Origin of the sequence: Oribacterium asaccharolyticum ACB7 (genome assembly GCF_000238075.1) — a bacterium.
In the GTDB taxonomy this organism is placed as follows: Bacteria; Bacillota; Clostridia; order Lachnospirales; family Lachnospiraceae; genus Oribacterium; species Oribacterium asaccharolyticum.
This window is the reverse complement of sequence record NZ_JH414506.1, coordinates 267,960-292,434: the sequence shown is the minus strand read 5'-3', so window position 1 is coordinate 292,434 and position 24,475 is coordinate 267,960. Positions and strand designations below refer to the sequence as shown.

Annotated in this window: 18 protein-coding genes and 1 tRNA gene; 16 read left to right on the top strand and 3 right to left on the bottom strand. The window is 44.2% G+C overall.

What is annotated here, in order from left to right:
• The first annotated feature begins 47 nt into the window (after positions 1-47).
• From HMPREF9624_RS09190 to yaaA, 10 genes are all read left to right on the top strand, one after another.
• Entirely contained in the window at positions 48-1,772 is a 1,725-nt protein-coding gene (locus HMPREF9624_RS09190) for a hypothetical protein (protein ID WP_009537497.1), read from the top strand.
• Between the two features lie 138 nt (positions 1,773-1,910).
• A complete protein-coding gene (locus HMPREF9624_RS09185; RefSeq protein ID WP_009537496.1) occupies positions 1,911-2,981 on the top strand; it encodes a lactonase family protein in 1,071 nt (356 codons plus the stop codon).
• Between the two features lie 68 nt (positions 2,982-3,049).
• The gene (gene aroC / locus HMPREF9624_RS09180; RefSeq protein ID WP_009537495.1) at positions 3,050-4,135 is read left to right on the top strand and encodes a chorismate synthase; all 1,086 of its coding nucleotides are present in this window, start codon (positions 3,050-3,052) and stop codon (positions 4,133-4,135) included.
• Between the two features lie 22 nt (positions 4,136-4,157).
• On the top strand, positions 4,158-5,165 hold the full coding sequence (locus HMPREF9624_RS09175; protein ID WP_009537494.1) for a proline racemase: 1,008 nt from the start codon (positions 4,158-4,160) through the stop codon (positions 5,163-5,165).
• A gap of 240 nt (positions 5,166-5,405) precedes the next feature.
• Complete coding sequence (locus HMPREF9624_RS09170) at positions 5,406-7,463, top strand: hypothetical protein (RefSeq protein ID WP_242822641.1); 2,058 nt, start codon at positions 5,406-5,408, stop codon at positions 7,461-7,463.
• Between the two features lie 64 nt (positions 7,464-7,527).
• Complete coding sequence (locus HMPREF9624_RS12030) at positions 7,528-9,369, top strand: hypothetical protein (protein ID WP_009537492.1); 1,842 nt, start codon at positions 7,528-7,530, stop codon at positions 9,367-9,369.
• Complete coding sequence (locus HMPREF9624_RS09160; RefSeq protein ID WP_009537491.1) at positions 9,362-10,909, top strand: hypothetical protein; 1,548 nt, start codon at positions 9,362-9,364, stop codon at positions 10,907-10,909. The genes HMPREF9624_RS12030 and HMPREF9624_RS09160 overlap by 8 nt, the downstream gene beginning before the upstream one ends.
• 144 nt (positions 10,910-11,053) lie before the next feature.
• Positions 11,054-11,125 (top strand) — tRNA-Arg (locus tag HMPREF9624_RS09155).
• A gap of 158 nt (positions 11,126-11,283) precedes the next feature.
• On the top strand, positions 11,284-11,739 hold the full coding sequence (gene bcp, locus HMPREF9624_RS09150; RefSeq protein WP_009537490.1) for a thioredoxin-dependent thiol peroxidase: 456 nt from the start codon (positions 11,284-11,286) through the stop codon (positions 11,737-11,739).
• Position 11,740: 1 nt separating this feature from the next.
• Positions 11,741-12,490, top strand: a complete 750-nt coding sequence (yaaA, locus tag HMPREF9624_RS09145) for a peroxide stress protein YaaA (RefSeq protein WP_009537489.1) — start codon at positions 11,741-11,743, stop codon at positions 12,488-12,490.
• Between the two features lie 10 nt (positions 12,491-12,500).
• On the opposite strand, the gene HMPREF9624_RS09140 is transcribed toward yaaA, so the two are convergent.
• Positions 12,501-13,844: an RNA-binding domain-containing protein gene (locus HMPREF9624_RS09140; protein ID WP_009537488.1), complete on the bottom strand. Its 1,344-nt coding sequence runs from the start codon at positions 13,842-13,844 to the stop codon at positions 12,501-12,503.
• A 396-nt stretch (positions 13,845-14,240) separates the two neighbouring features.
• On the opposite strand from HMPREF9624_RS09140, the gene HMPREF9624_RS09130 reads away from it, so the two are divergent.
• The 4 genes from HMPREF9624_RS09130 (at position 14,241) to HMPREF9624_RS09110 (ending at position 18,991) form a co-directional block, all read left to right on the top strand.
• On the top strand, positions 14,241-14,669 hold the full coding sequence (locus HMPREF9624_RS09130; RefSeq protein ID WP_009537487.1) for an Rrf2 family transcriptional regulator: 429 nt from the start codon (positions 14,241-14,243) through the stop codon (positions 14,667-14,669).
• Between the two features lie 10 nt (positions 14,670-14,679).
• Positions 14,680-15,690: an NADP-dependent oxidoreductase gene (locus HMPREF9624_RS09125; protein ID WP_009537486.1), complete on the top strand. Its 1,011-nt coding sequence runs from the start codon at positions 14,680-14,682 to the stop codon at positions 15,688-15,690.
• Between the two features lie 459 nt (positions 15,691-16,149).
• Complete coding sequence (locus tag HMPREF9624_RS09115; protein ID WP_009537485.1) at positions 16,150-18,054, top strand: glycoside hydrolase family 2 TIM barrel-domain containing protein; 1,905 nt, start codon at positions 16,150-16,152, stop codon at positions 18,052-18,054.
• Positions 18,038-18,991, top strand: a complete 954-nt coding sequence (locus HMPREF9624_RS09110; RefSeq protein WP_009537484.1) for a beta-galactosidase small subunit — start codon at positions 18,038-18,040, stop codon at positions 18,989-18,991. Before HMPREF9624_RS09115 ends, HMPREF9624_RS09110 begins: the two co-directional genes overlap by 17 nt.
• A 31-nt stretch (positions 18,992-19,022) precedes the next feature.
• Here the strand turns inward: HMPREF9624_RS09110 and crcB are convergent, their stop codons facing one another.
• On the bottom strand, positions 19,023-19,403 hold the full coding sequence (gene crcB, locus HMPREF9624_RS09105) for a fluoride efflux transporter CrcB (protein WP_009537483.1): 381 nt from the start codon (positions 19,401-19,403) through the stop codon (positions 19,023-19,025).
• 171 nt (positions 19,404-19,574) lie between these two features.
• On the opposite strand from crcB, the gene HMPREF9624_RS09100 reads away from it, so the two are divergent.
• On the top strand, positions 19,575-20,300 hold the full coding sequence (locus HMPREF9624_RS09100; RefSeq protein ID WP_009537482.1) for an NAD-dependent protein deacylase: 726 nt from the start codon (positions 19,575-19,577) through the stop codon (positions 20,298-20,300).
• A 142-nt stretch (positions 20,301-20,442) separates the two neighbouring features.
• Here HMPREF9624_RS09100 and HMPREF9624_RS09095 read toward each other — a convergent pair whose 3' ends face one another.
• Positions 20,443-22,650 (bottom strand): methyl-accepting chemotaxis protein, encoded by a 2,208-nt coding sequence (locus HMPREF9624_RS09095; RefSeq protein WP_009537481.1) that lies wholly within the window; start codon positions 22,648-22,650, stop codon positions 20,443-20,445.
• 388 nt (positions 22,651-23,038) lie between these two features.
• Here HMPREF9624_RS09095 and brnQ point away from each other — a divergent pair, with 388 nt between their 5' ends.
• Positions 23,039-24,427, top strand: coding sequence for a branched-chain amino acid transport system II carrier protein (brnQ, locus tag HMPREF9624_RS09085; RefSeq protein ID WP_009537480.1), 1,389 nt, complete (start codon positions 23,039-23,041; stop codon positions 24,425-24,427).
• The last annotated feature ends 48 nt before the right edge of the window (positions 24,428-24,475 follow it).

Genomic DNA, 24,475 nt, shown 5'->3' with positions numbered 1-24,475 from the left:
ACTTGAGAGCGTGTCGGTTCTCGTTGAGAGGAAAGCAGGAGGATGAGATGAAACTTAGATACAGAACCGTTGCGATTTTGCTTTTACTTCTTTGCCTTGTTCCGACAGCTTGTAAGAGAGCGGAAAAGGAGGATACAAGAAAGGAAACGGAAGAACGGGAGCAAACAAAGAAAAAGGACAAAGAAGAACGAAGGGGAGAAAAGGAAAAGAAGGCGGAAGAAGACGGGGAAGAAGCTGTGCTTCGAGGTCTGCCTCATATTCTTTTTGCAGTGGAGGGAGAGACGCACAGTGATTCGGACTACCACTACTTATATCAAATTGAAAGCACAAAACTAAAATTGAAGGAAGGAAAAGCATTCAAGGCGCTTGACAAGGCCTTTGCGGAATACAACAAAGAGGTAGAGGAACTTTATCAAAAAGAACGTGCGGAATTGGAAAATAGCAGTAACTCTTCCGAGGAAGCCAAGAAGAATGTGCTCAGTTCCTCGGGGAATACGCCGGAAAGTAAGACGAATTGCGAACTTATTCGGGCAGACAAGGCAATTGTCAGCGTTCTCCTTTCCAAGTCAACCGATTATACCGGAAGCGGAATGGAATATAGTCGAAGTGCTATGAATTTTGATACAAGAAGCGGAAAAAGACTCAGCTTTTCCGATGTAGTGAAGGATACGGACAAATTTTTCATGCTGGCGGAAAAAAGAGCCAAAGAGTCAGTTGGAACGGATACCGAATTTCCGCCGGAGCTTCTTGATAAGATTAAGGAAAAGGGGAGTGAGCTTACGTGGACGGTCAATCAGGAAGGCGTTTCCGTTTATCTCGATATTTATGAATACGGAAAGTCTCGTAGGGAGCCGGCAGTCCTTACGGTATATTTTGAGGAAGCAAGGAATGTATTTGAAGAAAGATATACGAAGACGGAAGAGGACTATGTCATCCCTCTTATTGGTGACATGCATCTGGATTTGGATATAGACGGAGACGGCAAGAGGGAAGCGGTTTACCTTAAGAAGAAAAGTGAAGATGCAAACAGTGCGTATCTGGATTTTTCCGCTGTTGCAAGCGGCAGAGAAAGCGAACCTCTGGAGGGCTTTGACGGAAGAGCCTATATTGTTAAGAAGTCCGGAAAATATTATATGTACGTATTTGTGAGTGCAGAGGACGATATAACCCTTCTTTATCGATTGGACCTTTCTACGATGGAAAAAAAGGAAGGAGAATATTGGGCAACGGACCTTTCGACCAAATACTATACCTGGAGAAATGAGGGAAATATTGAAACGCACCGCTATGAAGAGGAGAATTTCAGTGATGCGGCGGGCTTTTGCGGATCAGGGAGAAATGATGTTTTAAGTACCAATTCGGTAGAAATTGATTGGGTGCTGGATAAGGAGGCTTATCCAAGACCTGACGGAAACAGATACAGAGTCACCAGTAACCATGTTCTGAGAACCCTTAAGGATATTCCCGCCCCGGAAGTGGATGCTAAAGGAAATGTGGTAAAAGAAAGTGTTATTCCTGCAAATTCCTACCTTCTGTTTCTGTATAGCGACAACGAAAGCTTTGTCGACATGCGGATTATTGAAGAAAAATATGTGGATAAAGAAAACTGGGGAGGAGACAGCAGTTACTATAAGTTAAATGATTCCGGTCAATTCGATTATAACGGTCCGCTTTACAGGATTCGAATGGAACGGGATATGGAGAATTGGATAACGAAAGTAAACGGAGTAGAGGCGGAGGAACTCTTTGAAGGCATGGCTTATGCAGGCTAGACAGCGGAAATGGAAGGATTTCAGGAAAAATTGGAATAAAAGTAAGGAGGCTGTAAAAAAAGCTATTAACGGGGCATAAATTTTGCTAGAATATAAAGCAACGAAACAGCAAGTACTCAGTGTCAAAGGGGGAAGATCATGCGCTCAAAATATGTGGCTTATATAGGTTCTTATTCTTACACGGGTTCGGCAAAGGGAATTACCATCTGTGATGTGGATATGGAGAGGGGAAAGTTTACGAAGCGGACGGAAGTTGAAGTAAACAATTCCTCCTATATGGTGGCATCCAGAGATGAAAAAACACTCTATTCCATAGCGGACGAAGGTGTTATTGCCTTCCGTATCATGGGAAACGGAGGATTAAGCAAATTAAACACAAAAAACATTCGCGGAATGAGAGGATGTCATCTTTCTGTAGATAAGAGCGGGAAGTATCTCATGGTCTCCGGTTATCATGATGGAAAAGCCACTTTACTCTCTTTGAATCCGGACGGTTCGGTGGGAGATATTATTGACGGTGTATATGATCAGGGAATCGGTTCCGTTGCGGAGCGAACTTTCCGCCCCCATATTTCCTGTGCAAGAATGACCGATGACCAGAAGTACATTTTGATTGCGGACCTGGGAATAGATCAGGTTAAGGTATTTCGTTTTGACAAGGCGGACGGCAGGATGCGCCAGATTGATACCCTCCGCTGTGAATTGCAATCCGGTCCGAGACATTTCCGTTTTAGCCCGGATAGAAGGTATCTGTACCTTCTTTATGAATTAAAAAATGTAATCGATGTCTATGCATTTCATGAAGAAGAGGATGGAGATGAGGTTTCCTTCGAGAAGATTCAGACGATTTCCACCTTCAATGAAAAGGACAGAGACCCTCTGATTGCTGCTTGTCAAATGCGTTTTTCACCGGATACTGAAGCCTCGCACCTCTTTGTTTCCAATGCGGGGATTAATACGATTTCCATTTACGGAAGAGATTTTAAGACGGGACTTTTGACCATGAAGGGAAGCTTGCCGATTGGCGGAGAGTATCCGAAGGATTTCTGTATCTTCCCGGATGAAAAGCACATTGCGGTGGCAAACAATGAGAGCGGAACCATTACCTTCCTGAATGTGGATTATGAGCACGGCCTTCTTTCCATGAGCGCAAGGGAACTGGCGATAGACGAGCCGAATTGTATTTGCATGGTAAAGTGTACGGGCTAGAAGACGATTCACGGATTGCAGACCGGATTAGCGGTGGATGGGAGAGTGAAAAATTTTTAAGGAGTAGTATGGGCGGAAGCAGTTTTGGAAAAATTTTCCGTATCAGTACCTTTGGGGAGTCTCATGGGAAAGCCTTGGGTGTTATTGTAGACGGCTGTCCTGCGGGACTTCCTCTTTCGGAAGAGGATATTCAGCCGTACTTGGAGAGAAGAAGACCCGGTAAAAATTTAAAGATGACTCAGAGAAAAGAGGAAGACAGGGTGGAAATCCTGTCCGGTACTTTTTGCGGGCGCACAACCGGAACACCGATTGCGCTTTTGGTACGAAATGAAGACCAGCGATCGAAGGATTATGGAGCGATTGCGGAGAGCTTCAGGCCGGGGCATGCCGATTACGGTTTTTTCAGTAAGTACGGTTTTCGGGATTATCGCGGAGGGGGGCGTTCTTCAGGAAGAGAAACTCTCAGTAGAGTGGCAGCGGGAGCTATAGCAAAGAAACTTTTACAGGAACTTCACATTACGGTGGAAGCGGAAGTCAGTGAGCTTGCCGGAATCAGTCTTGCTACTTCCGAGGGAAAGGAAGAAGCGGATCGGCGAATTTTATCGCTTCGGGCGGAAGGCGATTCCGCGGGCGGTGTTGTAACCTGCAAAGTAAACGGGCTTTGCCCGGGAATCGGAGAGCCGGTGTTTGATAAGCTGGATGCCCGTCTGGCGCAGGCGGTGATGTCCATAGGCGCGGTAAAGGCGGTAGAAATCGGAGACGGCATCTTAGTGAGCCGTTCTCTTGGTTCGGAAAACAACGATGCTTTTTTCGTAGAGGAAGATGACGAACTGAATAAGGACAGTGCATGTTTAAGGCTGAGAAAAGAAAGCAATCACAGCGGTGGAATCCTTGGGGGAATGAGCGACGGTGCGGAAATAGTCTTAAAAGCGAGTTTTAAGCCGACTCCATCCATCAGTAAGGCACAAAAAACGGTGAAGGAAGACGGAGAGCCGATTACGATAGAAATTAAGGGAAGACATGATCCTACGGTTGTGGAGCGTGCCTGTGTCGTTGTGGAAGCCATGACAGCAGTTGTGATTCTGGACTGTCTTCTGGAAAATATGAGTTCCAAGTTGGAAAATGTCAAAAAGATTTATGGAAAAGAAGAATAGAGTAGCGGTGGGGTAAAGAAGAATGGGATTAACAAAAAGTGTTTATGCGGTAGACTCTCATACAGCAGGAGAGTCAACCAGAGTTGTCGTAGGGGGAATCCCTAAGATTCCGGGAAAGTCTATGCCGGAAAAGAAGGAATGGCTGGAGAGCCGGATGGACTATCTTCGGACTGCATTGATGTTGGAGCCCCGAGGACACAATGATATGTTCGGCGCCATTCTTACCGCCCCCACTACAGAGGAAGCGGATTACGGTATCATTTTCATGGACGGAGGCGGATACCTCAACATGTGCGGACACGGTACTATCGGGGCAATGACAGTAGCGGTAGAGACCGGGATGGTGGAAGTCACCGAGCCGATTACAAAGATTGTGCAGGAAGCTCCTGCCGGAATGATTCACGGCGAAGTTTTGGTGGAAGGGGATAAGGCGAAGACAGTCAGCTTTCAGAATGTTCCCTCCTTTCTCTATAAACAGGATCAGGAGGTGGAGCTTCCCGGATACGGGAGAATTCGCTTTGATATTTCGTTCGGAGGATCTTTCTTCGCCATTGTAAAAGCCGAGCAGGTGGGGCTTTCCATCGTTCCGGAAAATGCGGAGAAGTTAAAAGAGCTGGGAATCGCCTTGCGGGAAATCATCAATCGAGAGATTCCGGTGATGCATCCCACCCTTTCTCATATTCATACGGTGGATCTGGTAGAGTGGTGGTCTGAAACGGAAACAAAGGGAGCAACATTAAAGAATTGCGTGGTTTTCGGGAAAGGACAGGTGGATCGCTCTCCCTGCGGGACAGGAACTTCCGCTAAGATGGCAACTCTTTTTGCGAGAGGAGAGTTAAAGGTCGGAGAGCCGTTTTACTACGAGTCTATTCTGGGGACTATTTTTGAAGGAAAAATTCTGGATACCGCGAAGGTGGGAGGATATGATGCGGTTATTCCGCAAATTACCGGATCGGCCTATATCACTGCATTTAACCATTTTGTGATGGAGAAAAATGATCCCTTAAAGTATGGATTTGTACTGGAGTAGATTACGGAACAGAAAAGGATGAAGAATGCATTGAGAAAAGGGAGTGACAATAGAGAAGTGTGGGGAGAGAAAATGGTCTGTCTCTTCTTGCTTTGTTGTTCATTCTTTTTCTTTTGCCGTTTTTTTGTGGATAGCGGAAATGGGGAGCGTCTGCTGGAGAAAAAAAATTTGCTCGCTCTGGGAGAAACGGGCATTTTTCTGCTTTACAGTTTTTTTATTTTGTTATTGCGGAAAACAACATTGCGTAGCAGAAGAGCGCTTCTTTTTTTCCTCTCTTTTCCCCTTCTTCTTACGTCTTATCTACACCGTTTTCTTCTTCCGCTTTTATTTTCTTTTTTTTACTTTTTCTTTCTGGCATCGATTCTTTGCTATTTCCTTTCCGGAAAAATAAATCATTTTCTTCAAAGATGTACTTCTTTCCGTTATTCCGAAAAAGACAAGACGGCAGCATTTTTGGCTCTGCCCTTTGTGCTCATTCAAATCAGTCGCAGTAATATTGCTTTGGACTATGATTCTCTTCGTTACGGACTGAGAAGTGCATGGATTTTATTTTCTCCGGAAGGGAAAGGTGGAGGCATTTTATCTTTCGTGCAAGCTTTTTTTTCCTCTCATGGCTTAATCAATGCTGTCTACAGTTATCCAAAAGGATTGGAACTCTTGACCGCTCCGCTTTCTTTTTTTCCGGGGTACGGTTTTTTATTGGCTTTTCAAATCTGGATATACATTGCGATTGCCTTTGTGCTTTACTTCCTTTTAAGAGACCGAAAAGACGCTGAGCTTGCTTTGGGGATTTTGACCTTTTTCTTTTTTTCGTCTGTTGGAAATATGGCAATCACCATGAAAACCGATAATCTCACTCTTCTTTTACAGCTTTTGAGCCTCTATTTCTATGGGAAAGGAGAGAGAAAGAACAGTCTTTCGATGCTGATTTTAACTTATAGTCTAAAACCCACAGCGGTGGTATTCAGTACCTTGCTTTTCATCGGATTTTTTCTGGATAGTTTGATTAAGGGAACAATCGGTACATTTTTCTTTGGAAAAGGGGAGCCGGAAGAAAAAAGGTACTTCCATCCCTTTGGCACGAAAAAAGAGGGATCCACGGCCTTGCTCTTTGTCTCTCTTCTTTTTACTTGTCTGATTACCCTTCGCACTTTTTGGATTACCGGTCTTCCCTTTTCGACTACCTTTACCGGAATTTTCAAAGCCATGGGATTTTCCGTGAAGTGGCCCTTTAATCTGGACGCGCATGTGGATTACAGCGGGGCACTTTCTCTGCAAGAGACGCTCCTTTCTTTTGGAAAAAGACTCTTTTTCTTCCTGTTTTATCCGGTGGGGGAGGACATGGCGCATGTCGGTATTGCCTGGAGCGGAATTGCTTTTCCGACCATTCTCTTCCTTGCCGCCGGAAATGCTTTGAAAATGATTCTTCGCAGGTTCTCATCGGGGAGAAAAAAAGAAAAGGGGGACGTGAAGGACATAGAGCTTCCGCTTGTTTTTTTTCTGATTAGCTTTTTCTCCCTTCTGAGCTTTGTTATGCTCTGGCAGATTGACGGAAATTACTATAGTTTATGGGAGTGCTTGGCACTTCTTCTTGCATTTGGAAGTCCGCTATGGAAAAAGGAAGAAGAAAGGCAAAAGAGGAAATGGAGGATTTTGCTTGCTCCGTTTCTTTATTTGCCTGCGCTTCTTACAACACTGGTAACTTCCTGGGCCGGGGCAGTAGGCTTCACGCCCATTGATCCAATAAATAAGGGCTATTATGATCACCTTTCCGTAGAAATGGAGAAGCAGGCGGAGCGGGGAAGTCTGCCCCTGTTTTTGAAAATGGCGGAAAACCCGAGGAATCATGTCCTTGCCGTTTCGGAAACACCGGATTGCTATAGGATTCCCTGTGTAGTGGAGAGCATTACCGATGTGGAGGGTTCCGGAGGAAGTCCGGGACTCTACGACGATCCGCTTTACTTTGCCTGGTTTTTAAAATGGGCGAAGACGGATTACATTTACATAGAAAAATCCTTCCTGGAGGAGGAGAGGGAAGCGCGCGCGAAAGAAATGCTCATACAAATGGCAAACCTTGGTATCCTGATAGAGCCGGAATTTGCAAATTTAACAAAAACGCAAGAGAGTCTTCCGGAATACCTCCTTGTGAAAGTGAATCAGTCTCGCTTAGAATATGCGTGGAGAGAAGAGTCGTATCCTGTTCTCACAAAAGAGGAAGAAGAGGATACGAAGAGCGTGAGAAACTGGATAGAGAACGGAGACGCCTCGCAGGATAAGTGTATACAGAGAGTTAAATGAGAATATTGATGTTCTACCGGCGGTAGAAAATGAGGGAAAAGAGCTTTTTTAAGGAGGGGATGGCATGCAAGGAAAGGATAGTACAGAAGAGAATCGTAGAATGCCCGAGAATTATCACTTGCAGGATGATGCAAGCAGGAAGAAAAAAAGGGAGAGAATCTTTACTGTTCTTTTTCTCTTCTGCAGTTTTTGTGCACTGATGATTTTTGCCTTCTATGTCAATCGGCATATTCATATTAAGGCCTTATACATGGATGACCTTTATCTCTTTTCTTTTTTCCGGGAGCAGGATTTCTTTACGTTCAGTTTCCCTATCGGAAATGCAGTGCGGTTTCGTCCGGTGTACTGGGCTCTCAGCTATATTGAGATGGTCTTTGTGGGAAATGATCCAAACCGCTACTGGTACTTTAATGTGGCATTGAATGGCCTTTTGGCCTGTTTCCTGTGTTATTTTTCTTGGGTGGTTTCGAAGGGAAAGAAAATTGTTTCTTTCTCTTTGGGGATTATTTTTCTGTCTGCTCACTTTGCGTATTACCAGATTGCACAGGCGCTGGGAATACTGGAAACCTTGGCGCTGGGCTTTTCCCTGATTACGCTCTATTTCCTTTACTTGCAGTTAAATGAAGAAAGGCATTTTGTACGAAACCTTGTGCTTTCCCATCTCTTTTTCTTCTTACTAGTCTTTACACACGAAAGATATATTGCTTTACTCCCCCTTTTCTATGTCCCGCTGCTTTTTAGAGGAAGGGTAGGAAAGAACACGGCCGTTAAGGCTACTTCAACAGGAGGAAATAATGCAGAAACAGAATATAAAGGAACAGAGCAAGAGAAATCGGAAACGAGAGGAAATGAAGCAGGAAAAGAAAAAAAGAAAGAGGGAAAAAATATCGTTTTTACTTCGTGCATTCTTTTTCTTCTTCCTCTTGCCCAAGCTTATCTTTTTTATGCTATCCGTAAGTTTGCCATTGGCTCTTTCATTCCTAAGGGGACGGGAGGCACGGAAGTTACGGAAAGCTTTAAACTTACCGATGCCCTCCAAAATGCCTTCGCGGAAGTCTACTATATCTTCGGCTTCCAGAAGGGACCGGAACACCTAAACGGAATCCCTTGGGAGAAGGTTAGTCCGGATATACGGAAACTGGTCTATGCATCGATTGCCGTACTGGCTTTCACGGTACTGCTCTCCCTGATTTTTGCACTGATCCGTATTTTTAAGACGGAGAAAAGTACAGGGAACAGCATAGCGGTGAGCACGGACGGTATTACAGGAACGAACACGGAAAGCAGAACAAAAAGTAGCACGGAGAGTAATGTGGGTGTGGGAAAAGAGCAGAAGCGCGTGAAACTCGCCCGCCTTCGCAGCTTTATTGGAAACAATATTCTCTTTTTGCTTTTTATTGCGTTATGTATCGGTTCTTCTTCCGTGACGATTCGCGTGGAAATGCGCTGGGTTTATGTGAGTTTTGCGGCTTCTCTCCTCTATTTTTCGTATTTGCTGGGCGTGAGCAGGCTGCCGCTCGGTACGATTTTCTGCCTGGCGTTTATTTGCCTACGCCTTCCGGTGGAGCGCTACTATCGCTCTTATTTTCCGCAGATTTATTTCTGGGAGGATCAGGATCGCATGAATTCGCTTGCAGAGGAGACGATAGAAAAGTATGGCAGAGAGGGCGTTCTCGGGAAGCAGGTTTATATTTTGGAAAATAAATACAAGATGAGTAAGTTCTACGGAGATACCTTCTTTCAGGTGTTTGACGAGGATTTCAGCGGACACGGTACGAAGATTCATTTTATACAGGATTTGACAAGGCTTCCGAAGGATGCGAACCGGAAGAACAGCCTGGTTCTCGAGGAAGTGGCGGAACAAAGAGCCTACAGGGATATTACGGGGGAGGTTTTCCATGAGTAAAGAAAAGTTCCGCGCTTCATTCCTTCTCTTCGTTTCCATCCTTTGCACAGTGTTTCTCGGTTTTTATATCCTGTCCGCCAGCGCGGATATCGTCTATTCCGACTATATCCGCCTGACGAATTCCTATTTGGGAGAGCCTTTTTCTTTCCGTGATTTACTGACGAAGGATATCTTGACGAGAATACCCGTGAGCTTCCTTTTTCGGGAAATCAATATCGCTTTTTTCCATTATTCCATTACTTTTGACCGGTTTCTTGGGCTTTTTGGTCTGTTTCTTACGAGTATTCCGATCCTTCTCTTTATGGCAAAGAGGAGAACAGGCGTTTTTTTCAGCGTTTCGCTTTTACTCATTTTTTACAGCTTAAATAAGTGGGAAATGCTTCTCAACGGCTCGGGGTATGCCCATTTTCTTTCTTTTGCACTTTTTTATCTCTTCTTCTATCTCCTTTCTGAAAGAGTCGGAAAGGGCAGTTCCCTTTTATCGCTCTCCGTTTTTCCCTTCCTCTTCCTACTTACGGGAGGGCCTTATGCTATTGCAGTTTACGGTGCGACCATTCTCTCTCTTTTCTTTTTGTTCTTAGCCGGTAAAATCCGGGACAAAAGAGGGAGCCTTGTTTTGCTTCTTTCGAGCTTTGTTTCGACCTTCCTCTATTTTCTGAGTAATCATTATGCGGTTTATGAGTATGCCGGGGCGAAAAGCATTTCTCTGAAGGAAGTGTTGTTCACGAAAATGACCTTTGTACTGAAGTTTTTCGGCTTCGGCTTCTCTTCCCTTCTTTTTTCCGGAGAGAATCTGGAGGAATGGCTGTCGAGCGGGGCAGTACAGGGAAAGCAACTCTTTCTGCTCGGTGGCTTGATTCTTCTCTTTTTCCTTCTAATGGCGCTTCTCTTCTTGAAGGATTTATTTTTCGGAGAAAAGGGTTCGAGCGACGACTGTATTCCGGAAAAAGAGAAGGACAAGAGTCTGACAGGTATTTTTCCGGCACTTCTTCTTCTCCATGGTCTCCTTAGCTTTGCCCTGGTTTTTCTGTCCAGATACATTTTTCTCCGCCCGGAATATGCCGTGCAGAGCCGTTATGCGCTCCAGTATCAGAGTGCCTTACTCGGGGCTTTGCTTCTTTTATATCTGAAAACAGCGGGAGGACAGGAAGTGAGGGTGGAAAAAAGAAATAGGGATAGGGAAATAGAGGATAGGAAGAAAGGTGAGAAAGTAAAGAAAGATGAGAATGCGGAGAGCGTAAAACTTGCAGGAGATGTGGATAAGAAAGCTGAACCGAGGAGGGCACTGCTCCGAATCATTTCCATAGGAATCACTCTTCTCTTCTTAGGCGGCACCCTCCATACCGCGAAAACGGAACTTCTGAAGGCACCTTATCGCAGGCTCCACTATGAAACGATGCTTCACTCTGTGAATCGAATCGAGGAAATGGACGAGGAAGAGCTGGAAAGACTCTACGAATATCGCCATGGAAAAGAGAGAATTCTAAAGGCTTTTTCCATTCTTAAGGAGCGGAAACTGAACTGTTTTTATGGGAAATAGGGGAAGAGTTGCCTCCTGTTCAGGAGGCGCTTCTTCATAACGAGTATCGCTCGCGCAGCGTACGGCATCGCGTTTTGCAGCGTGCGGTACCTCGTTTTGGAATTGACAGATTCCCATCCTATGCTAAAATAAAAGAGAAATCGCGTTCTCATAGTTAAATGGATATAACAAGCGCCTCCTAAGCACTAGTTGTGGGTTCGATTCCCGCTGAGAACAGGCAGAAAAGCGGTACGGATGAATACGGTCGTTACCGCTTTTTTTGTAGGATAAACTATGCTAAGTTAAAGAAAAGGGCGGTGGATTTTCGAAAGGAAAATTCATCGGGAATAAACAGCTAAAGCTGTATTAGAGAAAGAAGAGATAGGAGAAATATTATGTTAGAAGTAGGAACACAGGCACCGGATTTCACACTCCCGGATCAGAACGGAAACAGGCACTCTCTGTCAGATTACAGAGGAAAGAAGGTTATTTTATATTTTTACCCGAAGGACAACACCCCGGGCTGCACGAAGCAGGCCTGCGGCTTTGCGGAGAGATATCCGCAGTTCATAGAGAAGGGGGCTGTGGTTCTCGGAATCAGTAAGGACAGCGTGGCATCTCATAAGAAGTTTGAAGAGAAATACGGCCTGCCCTTTACGATTCTTTCCGATCCGGAACTTGTGGCAATTCAGGCCTATGATGTATGGCAGGAGAAAAAGAACTACGGTAAGACCTATATGGGTGTAGTGCGTACAACGTATTTGATTGATGAAGAGGGAAAGATTGCCAAAGCCTTTGACAAGGTGAAGGCGGCTGACAATCCTGAACAGATGCTGGGAGAACTTAGCTGATATGCGAATCATTCTTTCTCCTGCAAAAAAGATGCAGCATGATGAAAATGGGCCGGCTTACCGGGATTTGCCCGTTTTTCTTTCCGGTGCCGAGAAAATCAAGGATAGTCTGAAAGAAAAATCCTTTTCGGAACTAAAGGCGCTTTGGGCCTGTAATGAGAAGATTACCGAGCAAAATATAGAGCGTCTTTCGTCGATGGATTTAAGAGAAAAACTCACACCGGCGATTCTTTCCTATGACGGAATTGCCTATCAATATATGGCTCCAACTGTTTTTGAGACAGAGATGCTCAGCTATGTGCAGGAACATCTTCGAATTCTTTCCGGCTTTTACGGTATTGTAAGGCCAATGGACGGGGTTACGCCGTATCGCCTGGAGATGCAGGCAAAGCTCGAGGTGGACGGCGCGAAAAATCTCTATGACTACTGGGGGGACAGGCTCTATAAGGAAGTCCGCGACAGTAGCGGAATCATCATCAATTTGGCTTCAAAAGAGTATTCAAAATGTATAGAAAAGTATTTGCAGCCGAGTGACCGCTATATCAGCTGCAATTTTTTTGAAGAGCAAGAGGGGAAGCTTGTTCAAAAGGGAGTGTACTGTAAGATGGCACGCGGAGAGATGGTGCGTTTCATGGCGGAGAACCGAGTGGAAGAGCCGGAGGGCATCAAGCATTTCTCCGTCATGGGATACCGTTTTTCCGAGGAGCTATCTTCGGAAAAGGAATATATCTTTGTGAGGAAAAAAGCCTAAGGATATCGTTTTACAGGTTTGTCTTATAGCGTGTCGTAAGACTACCGCCCAGTTTAATGATTTGCCCTCGATTTACCATGGTTTTTAGAATACGGCCGGCGGTAGACTGGCTGACTTCCAATAGCTCTTGTACTTCTTTTCTTGTAATTTCTTTCTGCACGGAAAGGGCTTGTAGGATTTGCTCTTCAGCAGATGGAAGCGTAGCAGGGGGCGCTACGGAAGAGGAATCTAAAGAATAGTAGACACTATCCTCTTTTACGATTTGCCCTGCATTGGTATTGGGAAGGACGATTTTAAAGGCATTATTGCTACAGATGATGGAGGGCTGCTTCCCTTTTCCGAGGTAACTGTCCATAATCTTTTTTATGCCGGTTCCATAGGCTTCTATGAATTGCAAACGATAGAATACATTGGCCAGTTGAGGGTTTCTGCAAACAGAAATTCCCATTTTTATATCATCGAGTTCCAAGCCGGGGAGTAGCCCGCCCAAAGTGACAAACTCCATATGATTGCTGTAAATGCTGATGAGGGTGTCAGCGTGGATAGAGTAATCCCGATGGACAAGAGAGTTGAGAAGTGCTTCCCGGACTGCCACTTCCGGATAGTCTCTATTGTCAATACGCAGTAGCTTATGAAAGCTTGCATGGACTTGATTATGGAAGTCGATATAGTCATATACATCATGAAGCTGTCGCATAATTGAACCGGAAAATTCTCTTCGGTCTTTAAAGATATTTTGTGTATTCCCCTCGAAAACGGCAACTTTAATGGAATAGGGGCATTGATCGGATAGCAGCAATCCAAGATTTGTGTAAAGCTTGTCGGTGGACTGTATGTGGAGCGTTTGCATTTGTGCCTGTGCGAAAGGAATCTTACGAGTTTCAAATTCTTGCTTTAGCGCATCGAAACTTAATTCTTGATTTATGGAACGCATCTCTTCAAAACTGTCACCATCGGTTTCTTTAATCATTTGCCGGATGGCTGTATCACTTGCGGGGACGGCAGAATGCCCTTGCCTTACATAGACTCCTTCAGGACGAAGGCCTTTTTTGGATAAATAGTATGGGCGATTGATTCCCCTTTGGATATGAATGGCAATGATTGATTTTCCCTCGTATTCCAGCGCTTCATAATGAATAAACATGGTGATATCCGGTTTAATACTGTCCCGTACCATGTTGGAAATTTGTAGAGTAGAGGCGTCTATGTCCTCTAATCCCAAGATTTCCCCGTGATTAGAAACACCCACATAAACAGTGCCTCCATTACAGTTGGCAAAAGCAAGAATTTCTTTTTTGATATCCTCCTGCACGATTGATTTTAGCGCAACTTTTTCCGTTTCTTGAAAAGTCATTTTCTCACCTTCCGAATTTCTTTAGAGTTTCCAACATTCTTGTCCGGTTGCTCCATTTTTATTGACTTCCAAACATTTCAAGAATACCAATTCTTTCTAACCATTCTAATTATTCTAACCATTCTAATCATTCTTGTCAATGAAATGAGGAGAACTACTTAAAGCGGTGTAGGACAGTATGGGAGTATTTCAAAGTAAGAGAAAAACAGTTGACAAAGGAAGAAAACAGCTATAAAGTAAATGTATCAGATACAAATACATTTAAATCGGGATATAGAGTAGTAGGAAATGAACAGCACAATAAAGAACAGAGTCAGTGTCAGAACTTATCAGAAGGCAGAGTTTCCACAGCGGAAAATGTAGAATATATCGCAACGTACCAATTGGAGGACTAAGATGGATACAAAATTTTCTTCAGCAATTCATTCCCTGATTATGATATCCGAGTCGGAAACACCGGTGAATTCCGAGCAGATCGCGAACAGCGTGGGAACCAATGCCAGTTATATTAGGAAGTTAACCACAAGGCTCAGTAAGGTAGGAATCATTGAAGGGCGTAAGGGAATTAGCGGATTTCGTCTGCTAAAGCCGGCAAGGGAGATTTCCTTACTGGAAATTTATAAAAGCATTATGGAAGTGAATCAAGTCCATATCTTTGATATTCACCAAAATCCCAATGATGAATGTATTGTGGGGCGGAATATCAAGCCCACCTTAGAGGGGATGTTCAACAGGATGGAAAAAGAGATGGAAGAAAAACTTGCCGGTATGAGTCTGGAAGATTGTGTGAATGCCATGAGAAAAGAGTTAAAAGAGAAAGAGTAGGGGAAAGCAAATGAAAGCAGCGGTTTTAACAAATTATGATAAGAATGGAAGAAAACTGGAGATACAAGAGGTGGAAAAGCCAAGTCCAAGGGAAAAGGAAGTCTTGGTTAAGGTTTTTACCGCAGCAGTAAATCCCCTGGACAATATGATTATTCGGGGAGAGGTCAAGCTGATTGTACCTTATAGCTTGCCTTTGATTATGGGAAATGAATTTGCGGGACAGGTGGAAGCCGTAGGTTCCGCCGTAAAGCATTTTGAGGCAGGGGATCGGGTATACGGTAGAATGCCCCTTTCCAAGATCGGTGCCTTTGCGGAATATGCAGCGGTAGAGGAAGGGGCTTTGGCTCCTATTCCGGATTACCTTTCCTATGATGAGGCGGCAACCGTGCCTTTAACCGCCTTAACCGCTATGCAGGCCTTTGAAATCATGCAGCCTAAGGCCGGAGAATCCGTCTTTATATCCGGCGGAACAGGAAGCCTTGGAGCCATGGCCATTCCCATTGCGAAAAGCCTTGGACTTACCGTCTATACCACCGGTAGTGGAGACAATGCGGAACGGGTTGAGAAGCTGGGTGTTGACCGCTTTATTGACTACAAAAAGGAAAACTATGCCGATGTCTTAAAGGATGTGGATTATGTATTGGATACTCTTGGAGATCGTGAACTTCCCAATGAATTTAAAGTATTAAAGAAGGGAGGAAGCCTTGTGTCCTTAAGAGGACTGCCCAACGGAAGATTTGCGAAAAGAGCAGGTCTGTCCTTCCTAAAGCAGCTCCTTTTCGGATTTGCCGGAAGGAAGTATGACAAGATGGCGGAGGAAAAGGGACAGAGCTATGATTTCCTTTTTGTCCATGAGGATGGAGCACAACTGGAAAAGATTGGAGAACTCTTTTCTTCGGAGAGGCCCTTGGAAACCTCGGTGGATACGGTATTTTCCTTAGAAGAAGTCAATGAAGCCTTAGACAAAGTAAAGCAGGGGAAATCGAAGGGGAAAACGATTTTGAAAGTAAATGACAAATAACCTGTACGTTCAAAAAATCTGCTGTTTTTTAGACTGGCAGATTTTTCTTTACCTTGTTTTGTTTTTTCTACAGCTTTCCGGTGATTCCTCCAACCAAGGCATTAGTTCCTTCTGCTCCTCTGACAGAATTGAGGATGTGTCAGGAATGTTTTCTAACATAAAATGTATTAAGAATGTGATCTAATATAATTGGCAACGACGATCATGTCATGTAAGCATGCATCAAAAAACATGCGATAACTTTCACAGAAATAGTTTTTATAATGAAGCCTGACAGGTTCGTCCGAGTGAATGGAGTGTTGTAGCCGCTGATATGACGGATCCTGCAATCACCGCGGAGCTAAGTCAGCAAGACTCTATTCGTCCGGGTTGGTTTTATCATCAAGAGGAAGATGATTACGATCGTGTATTCAGAAATGAGGATAGGTATCAGAGGTTTGCAAAAAAGAAAGGAGCCCTATGAACGCTTGCATAAAATGGTTGGATAATCCGGAAATTTTTCGTGTGAATCAATTGGATGCACATAGTGACCATTCATACTATCTGAATTATGCGGATATGGAAAAACCGGAAAACCCTTTGTTCCAGTCACTGAATGGCCAGTGGGACTTTGCATTTAGCAAAAATGCAGCGAGTAGGCCCGGCAACTTTTATGAAGAGGGATTTGATGCTTCCGATTTTGATAAAATCATGGTGCCAGGGCATATCGAACTGGCCGGATATGATCAGATTCGCTATATCAATACCATGTATCCATGGGAAGGCAAAGAGTACCACCGAGGTGCGTATAGCCTGGACAGCACGGGAGCAGAGGAAGGAATGTTTTCGGAAGCGAGCTATAATCCTGTGGGCTCTTATCTGAAACATTTTGATTTAAAACCGACGATGCTTGGAAAAAGAATCCGCATTTGCTTCGAAGGAGTAGAGGAAGCGATGTATTTGTGGATTAATGGGCAGTTTGTGGGTTACGCTGAGGATAGTTTTACACCATCTGAGTTTGATCTTACACCGTATATTCGTGAAAAAAATAATATCCTTGCCGTACAGGTTCATAAAATGAGTACGGCGGCATTTTTGGAAGATCAGGACTTCTTCCGTTTCTTTGGAATCTTTAGAAATGTTACGTTGAAAGCAGTGCCGGATGTCCATATGGAGGATGTGTGGTTTAAGCCTGTATTGAACCCGGACAATGAACATGGAAGTGTAGCGGTGAGTATGAGAGTATCTGCTCGAAAGCAAGTCACTGTCCATGCGCAGTTTGTGTTGAGAGATAGAGAAGGGAATGTGGTTGCGGAGAACAGTGTTCCATTACAAGGCTTAAACGGAAACCTCACGGGAGAAATATATACGGATGTTGGCGTAATTAAATCTTGGGATAACCACCACCCCTATTTATATCAAGCAACAATTGCGTTAAAAAATGCCGAGAATGGAGAGTTACTGGAGCTTGTACCGTATGATATTGGCTTTAGAAGAGTAGAAATCATGGATAAGGTCATTTATCTAAATGGAAAGCGTCTCGTCATCACAGGGGTTAACCGTCATGAATGGAGCCCAAAGACCGGAAGATGCATCGGAATGGAGGAGATGCATTCCGATATAGCATGTATTTTGAAAAATAATATCAATTCCGTACGTACCTGCCATTATCCGGATCAAATCCCCTGGTATTTTCTTTGCGATGAAGCCGGAATTTATGTCATGGCAGAGTGCAATCTGGAAAGCCATGGAAGTTTTCAAAAGCTCGGTGCTATTGAACCGTCTTGCAACGTGCCGGGGTCTATTCCCCAGTGGAAAGAAGCTGTTATGGATCGTGCAAGAACCAGCTTTGAAACTTTTAAAAACCATACTTCGATTTTATTCTGGTCTTTAGGAAATGAGTCCTATGCAGGCGATGACATCGAGGCTATGAACGTTTATTTTAAGGATAAGAAGGATGGACGTTTAGTTCATTATGAAAGTTCCTATTATAATAGAGCATACGAAGATACAATTTCAGATATTGAGAGTAGGATGTACGCAAACCCCAAGGATGTAGCGGAATATTTAAGTGATAAACCGAAAAAGCCGTACATTTTATGCGAGTTTATGCACGATATGGGGAACTCAATGGGCGGCCTTGGGGATTACATGAAGCTGATTGATGAATTTGACCTGTATCAAGGCGGATTTATTTGGGACTTCATAGATCAGGCAATCTTGGTAAAAGATCCGGTTACAGGGAAGGATGTTCTCCGTTATGGCGGTGATTTTGAAGATCGACCTGCCGATTATGAATTTTCTGCAAATGGTATTTTATTCGCAGACCGTAGAGAGAAACCGGCAATGCAGGAAGTGAGGTATTACTATGGCTTATACAGATAATGAAAAATTAAGGGTGGTATATGGCGATTTTACTCTTGGCGTACATGGAGAGGGGTTTAGTTACATTTTTTCCTATGCCCAGGGTGGGCTTGAATCGATAGTGAAGGATGGATATGAATGGCTATTCCGGTGCCCTAAGCCTACATTTTGGAGGGCTTTGACAGATAACGACAGAGGAAGTAAATTTCACATTAAAAGTGGTCATTGGCTAGCAGCGGATATGTTTATTGATTGTCAGGACATTACGGTCATTATGGATGGAGCGGTGCAGAATTGTAAGGCACCGGATAACAACAGCTATGGTGGAGATGTATCGGCAAATGAGATTACGGTCAAGTATCTGTATAAGACCATTTCTGTTCCCTCTACGACCGTTATCGTGTCATATACCGTCAATCCGTCCGGAAAAATCAAAGTAGATGTACACTATGATGGAAAGAAGGATCTTCCGGAACTTCCGGTTTTTGGCATGCGGTTTATTCTGCCCACAGTTGCAGAAAAGTATATTTATAAAGGATTGTCAGGAGAGACGTATCCGGATCGAAAAGCGGGTGCGCAACAAGGCGTATTTGAAGTTACCGATCTCAGTTTGACACCCTATATCGTGCCGCAGGAATGTGGTATGAGAATGGATACGGAATGGCTTGAAGTTACACGTCGTACCAGTCAGGATAGAAGCAAAACGGATGGATCTCAGCATACGCTTCGAATCGAAATGGCAGATGCAAAATTCGATTTTTCATGTCTGCCCTATACTGCAAGTGAAATAGAGAATGCTTTACACCACGAAGAATTACCGCCGGCGAGAAGAACGGTATTGTGCATCTATGGTGCAGTTCGTGGAGTCGGTGGCATAGACAGTTGGGGCAGCGATGTTGAAGAGGCTTATCATATCAGCGCAGAAAAAGATATCGACTATTCGTTCTATATTTGTTGATAGGAATGGACATGGTGTGCTATTCCTAACTTCATGGACAGAGGGAGCCCTTTATCATTGCCGCCAGTCTGTTTCCGCATAGGATTCCCAGGAGACAGCACAGAACACTCAGCGCGATATAGATTCCGCTTAGGCTGTATTGCTTGTGCTCCATTAGATGAAATGCTTCCAGTGAGAAGGTAGAGAAGGTAGTGAATCCGCCACATACTCCGGTTTTCCAGAAAAGTACGGTGTTTCCGGAGATATTGTCTCTATTGCTTGCAAATCCTACAATAAAACCGATTAGAATCGCGCCTAAAATATTTGTAAGCAGAGTTAAGAGTGGAAATTCTGATTTAATCGGGATAAGACTGATAGCATATCTTGCCATAGCACCAATCGCACCGCCCATTGCAACAAATAGAAACTCCATAATTAACGTTCCTCCTTGTAAAGTGTATAATAGTGGCATAGAAAAGAAAGTCCGCAGAATACTGTAAAGCTGCGTCTATTCTACAGTTTCTTTTTATAGATTGTAAAGAACGGCATGCGTAGCCGAGAGGAGCAGGGCGGAAATCATTGTCGGAAGGGAGTCATAAATAGGATGTATGAACAAGAAATCAGCGCCTTACAGGAAATCATAGACGAAAGCGCGCATATCGTATTTTTCGGCGGGGCGGGTGTTTCCACGGAAAGTGGAATTCCGGACTTTCGGAGTGAGGATGGGCTCTATCATGAAAAGTACAGTTATCCGCCGGAACAAATCATCAGCCACAGTTTTTTTCTTACGAAGCCGGAAGTATTTTATCGCTTCTATAAAGAAAAAATGCTTTGTCTTGATGCGGAGCCGAATGCGGCACATCGGAAACTCGCGGAGCTGGAACAAGCCGGAAAATTGAAAGCGGTGGTAACACAGAATATTGACGGACTGCATCAGAAGGCGGGAAGTAAGATCGTTTATGAACTGCACGGCAGTATTCACCGGAACTATTGCCTTAGTTGCCACAAGTTTTATCCTGCAAAGTTTATCAAAGAGTCGGATGGGGTTCCCCATTGTTCCTGCAACGGAGTCATCAAGCCGGATGTGGTGCTATATGAAGAAAGTCTAGACAGTAAGACGATAGAGGATGCCGTTACGGCGATTACGAATGCGGATACGCTGATTATTGGCGGGACCTCTCTTGTGGTCTATCCGGCAGCAGGCTTTATCGATTATTTCCGGGGAAAGCACCTTGTGCTTATCAATAAAGCGGAGACGGGAAGGGCGGTGAGAGCGGAGCTCTCTATTCATGCTCCGATAGGGGAGATTCTGGAAAAAATTGTCCTATAAGCCGGAAATCAAAATAGAACAAAGAAAAAGTGCCGCACGCTGTTTACCGTGCGACACTTTTCTCTTTGTTCATAACGAGTATCGCTCGCAAAGCGTGCGGTATCTCGTTTAACGAGTGCTATGTGATAAAGCACCGATCCTTTTATTTTAAGGTGAACTTACTCATCAGGTCATTGAGAATCTGCGCCTGTCCGGAAAGCTCTTCCGAAGCGGCTGCAGACTCTTCCGCAGTTGCGGTGTTACTTTGCACAACAGAGGAAATCTGATCCATTCCGACGCTGATTTGTGTAATTCCTTCGGATTCGGATTCGGAAGCCGCTGCAATATCCTTAATAATCCGGTTAATCGTTGTGGTTCTTTCGGAGACATTCTGAAGGGATACGGCGGTTTCATCGGAAATCTTGGCACCCTTTGCAATAGCATCAATTGCTTCGGCAATCAATTCACCGGTATTTTGTGCAGCCTTTGCGGATTTTTGTGCCAGGTTTCCGACCTCATCCGCGACAACTGCAAAGCCCTTTCCGGCAGCTCCGGCTCTGGCCGCCTCAATAGCGGCATTTAAAGACAGGATATTCGTCTGGAATGCGATATCGTCAATGGTCTTGATAATCTTACTGATTTCATTGGACTTCTCGGTAATATCTTGCATAGCCAAAGACAGTTCATTCATCTTGTCATTACTTTCACTTACGGCAGCGCCGGCATCTTTACTCATAGAGGAGGCTTTTTCCGCCATGAGAGCGGTATCCTTAATCTTATCGGAGATATCATTCATGGTGGCGCTTAACTCTTCAATAGAGGAAGCCTGCTCGGTCGCACCCTGTGACAGAGATTGAGAAGCGCTGCTGACTTGCTCCGCACCGTTATTGACCTGATCTGCGGAAGACGAAATTTCTGAAACGGTATTGGATAAGTCATCGGTAATATCTTTAAGGGAGTTCAGTAAGGGGCGGTAGGCACCATGGTAATAGCCGTGTTCGTCTTCCAAATTCATAGCGAAGTTACCGTGTGAGAGTTCTGTGAGTTTCTCGGACAGGTCGGTGATAATGGTGCGGATGTGGTCTACTACACTCTTCATGGCCTGCATCAATTCTCCAATTTCATCTTCTCTCTTGTAATTGAACGCAATATCAAAATCACCGTTAGAAAGTTTCTTTCCGGCATCGGATACAAGCTTTAAGGGCTTGAGGCTCTTTCGAATAATCACGGTCGTGATGATGCAAAGAACGATAACACAGAGCACGCCGAAAAGAATGCCCATATTGACCATTCTATCCACTTCTCGATCGTAGTCCGCCTCGGTGATAGAAAGACGAACCCACCAGAGTCTTCCGTTTAAGTCAATGGGATTATAAAACTCTCTTTTCTCCACGCCGAGTTCATTTACAATTTTGCGACTGAAGGCTTTTCCTGTATCAAATCCGGATTGAATCTGAGACATGGCTTTTTCCGGTAAAATGTCCTTTAATGCCCTACCGTTGAAATTCGGGTTTTCACTGTAGATTACGCCGCCTTCATCCATTACATTGGTAAACATACTCGGGAAGTTTTCATCTTTCTGGTGGATGGTGCTCAATACGGAAGCGTTCACATCCGTGATGATGGTTCCTTTAAATTCCCCGTTTACAATAATGGGATTGCTAAAGGTCATTTCCGTGTACTTTTCTCCATTTTCCTCTTCCGTATAAAGATTAGTCGCATATTTTGACTTGGATTCTTTTACAGTCTGATAATAATCTTCATCCGCAATATCTTCATATTGATAGTTCGTAAGGACCATTTCCTTTTTACTGCTTTGTGTCATATAGGGAGAATAGTCACGCACATTGGGGAGAAAGGCGTTCGGCTCCATCAGAACACCCGCTCCGATAACATCGGGGTTTCCTTCTAATAAGGAGTAGATGGAGTTAACGATAAAAACTTCTCCTACATGTTTACTGTATGAGATTTCGGAGTTTACAATCTGGCTTCGAAGGGTCACAGGCCCCATAGGAGCAGTAGGTTCCGGCTCTTCTCCCTCCGCGGTTGCAATCTTCCAAGGATTAACCGGTGCGGCTCCCGGTGTTTCGGGAGAGGCACTTAAAATCATTTGAACACCATAGAGGAGGTTATCCGAAATACTCTCTACATTGGAAACGACAGACTCAAAGCCTGAGCTTGCCGTCTTTGCCTTATCACTTAGATTATCATCAATCTTTTTATCGATGGTGATTTCAAAAGAATGAATCAGATAATATAAAAGTGCAGTTAAAAATAGGAAGGTGATGACACCCAGAAAAAGAGACATTCTGGTACTCAACTTCAGTTTTTTAAAGAAGTCACCCTTCTTCCGACTTCTGGCTTGTTTCATTTTGCTTTCCTCCTTGAAAGTGAATCCAAAGTCCTTAAAAACTGCCGCATGGAACAAAACGACAGTCCGATTCTCAAACAGGCAAGTCGAGACTATTCTCCGGCAGCCTGTGCACGTCATATAGATAATCGGTTAAAAGAAGAAAAAGATAAATCAAAATATCGAGGGAAGGAAAAAACAGACTAGGAGCGATAATCGCATAGTTGTAGCGCTTGCAGCTCGAGAAGGGCGCAATATCTCGTTTGGAAATAGGCAAATGAAGTCTTCCATGCTATACTCTCTAAGCGGTTTAGTAAAGTACGGAATGAACAGGCACAAAAAATCCGGAATGGAATGAAAAATAGAAAAAGATTCTACATGCTCTACAAGGGGATGCAGGGAGAGGTTTATGGAAAAAAAGATAGGTTTTAGAGAAATGGTATTTGTGGCATCCATGTTTTTTGGCATGCTTTTCGGAGCGGGAAATTTGATTTTTCCGGTTTCCATGGGACAGAAGGCAGGAATGGAAACACTCTTGGCAAGTCTGGGATTCTGTATTACGGGAGTGGGTCTGCCCCTGCTTTCCGTTGTGGCAATGGCAGTGAGTAAGACTTCCAGTATGACCGATATGGCAAGGTTTGTGGGAAAGAGATTTTCCTACTTTTTTACAACCCTGCTCTACCTTTGTATTGGTCCTCTTTTTGCTATCCCGAGAACGGCCACCGTACCGTTTCAGGTGGGGATGGTACCCTATTTGCCGGAAAATACACATAAAATGATGCTTTTTCTTTTCAGTTTGCTCTTTTTCGGGATTGCCCTTGTTTTATCCTTGAAGCCGGGAAAGCTGCTGACTTACGTGGGAAAGGTTTTAAACCCTATCTTTCTTCTTTTCTTAAGTGTCTTGCTTCTTACGGCGCTCATTTTCCCGATGGGGAAAATGGAAGCCTTTCCCGCCACGGCAGGGTATGAGGAAGGGAGTCTCTTAAAAGGCTTATTTGAAGGCTATAACACCATGGACGTGGTGGGGGCCTTGGCCTTCGGAAATATTCTGATTCAAACCATTCGTACCCTACAAGGGGAGAATGCAGTCGGGGAAGAGAACCGGGCAACGGAACAGATTCCTTTTGTGACGATGCTTTCCGGGGCTATGGCGGCAGGGATGATGGTGGTGATTTACTTCGCGCTGGCCATAGTAGGTGCACAGAGTCGTGCCGTGTTTTCCGTGCAGGAAAACGGAGGAGATGTTTTGCACTCGGTTTCTACGTACTATTTCAAAAGTTATGGAGGAATACTGCTTGCCGTTATTATTTTCTTCTCTTGCTTAAAGACTGCGGTAGGGCTGATTACTTCCACGGCAATGGCCTTTGTGGAAATGTTTCCGAAGAGTCTGCCATACAAGGCTTATGTTTGTCTCTTCACCTTCTTTTCCTTTGCAATATCGAATGTAGGATTAAGTAAAATCATTTCTTACAGTGTGCCGGCTCTCTTCTTTATTTATCCCATGAGTATGGTCTTGATTGTGCTTTGCCTTTTCGGGCGCTTTTATGATTTCAGTGGCAAGGTCTTCCGATATTGCATTTATTTTACACTTCCCTTTGCGTTTCTGGATTCCTTGAAAATACTCCTGAAGGGCGGACTGAAGGACTTCTCCTTCAGTCATAGTTTGCTGTTTCTCTTAGGTCATATCCCCCTATTTAACAAGGGGCTGACCTGGCTCGTTCCGTCTCTCTTGGGCTTCGCCTTAGGCATATTTTTATGGTATACTGATAAAGTTCGAGAAAAAAGCGGAACAGTCTGATTTTTCAGTGGAGTTTCGCTGTAGAGATTTGCAATTTTAAACTATGCT

What these genes read in the sequence shown, in the direction of transcription:
- HMPREF9624_RS09190 (WP_009537497.1), top strand. Translation starts at nt 48, where the DNA reads ATGAAACTTAGATACAGAACCGTTGCGATTTTGCTTTTACTTCTTTGC.
- HMPREF9624_RS09110 (WP_009537484.1), top strand. Translation starts at nt 18,038, where the DNA reads ATGGCTTATACAGATAATGAAAAATTAAGGGTGGTATATGGCGATTTT.
- HMPREF9624_RS09160 (WP_009537491.1), top strand. Translation starts at nt 9,362, where the DNA reads ATGAGTAAAGAAAAGTTCCGCGCTTCATTCCTTCTCTTCGTTTCCATC.
- brnQ (WP_009537480.1), top strand. Translation starts at nt 23,039, where the DNA reads ATGGAAAAAAAGATAGGTTTTAGAGAAATGGTATTTGTGGCATCCATG.
- yaaA (WP_009537489.1), top strand. Translation starts at nt 11,741, where the DNA reads ATGCGAATCATTCTTTCTCCTGCAAAAAAGATGCAGCATGATGAAAAT.
- HMPREF9624_RS09095 (WP_009537481.1), bottom strand. Translation starts at nt 22,650, where the DNA reads ATGAAACAAGCCAGAAGTCGGAAGAAGGGTGACTTCTTTAAAAAACTG.
- HMPREF9624_RS12030 (WP_009537492.1), top strand. Translation starts at nt 7,528, where the DNA reads ATGCAAGGAAAGGATAGTACAGAAGAGAATCGTAGAATGCCCGAGAAT.
- bcp (WP_009537490.1), top strand. Translation starts at nt 11,284, where the DNA reads ATGTTAGAAGTAGGAACACAGGCACCGGATTTCACACTCCCGGATCAG.
- HMPREF9624_RS09175 (WP_009537494.1), top strand. Translation starts at nt 4,158, where the DNA reads ATGGGATTAACAAAAAGTGTTTATGCGGTAGACTCTCATACAGCAGGA.
- HMPREF9624_RS09185 (WP_009537496.1), top strand. Translation starts at nt 1,911, where the DNA reads ATGCGCTCAAAATATGTGGCTTATATAGGTTCTTATTCTTACACGGGT.
- HMPREF9624_RS09130 (WP_009537487.1), top strand. Translation starts at nt 14,241, where the DNA reads ATGGATACAAAATTTTCTTCAGCAATTCATTCCCTGATTATGATATCC.
- HMPREF9624_RS09100 (WP_009537482.1), top strand. Translation starts at nt 19,575, where the DNA reads ATGTATGAACAAGAAATCAGCGCCTTACAGGAAATCATAGACGAAAGC.
- HMPREF9624_RS09125 (WP_009537486.1), top strand. Translation starts at nt 14,680, where the DNA reads ATGAAAGCAGCGGTTTTAACAAATTATGATAAGAATGGAAGAAAACTG.
- HMPREF9624_RS09140 (WP_009537488.1), bottom strand. Translation starts at nt 13,844, where the DNA reads ATGACTTTTCAAGAAACGGAAAAAGTTGCGCTAAAATCAATCGTGCAG.
- HMPREF9624_RS09115 (WP_009537485.1), top strand. Translation starts at nt 16,150, where the DNA reads ATGAACGCTTGCATAAAATGGTTGGATAATCCGGAAATTTTTCGTGTG.
- aroC (WP_009537495.1), top strand. Translation starts at nt 3,050, where the DNA reads ATGGGCGGAAGCAGTTTTGGAAAAATTTTCCGTATCAGTACCTTTGGG.
- crcB (WP_009537483.1), bottom strand. Translation starts at nt 19,403, where the DNA reads ATGGAGTTTCTATTTGTTGCAATGGGCGGTGCGATTGGTGCTATGGCA.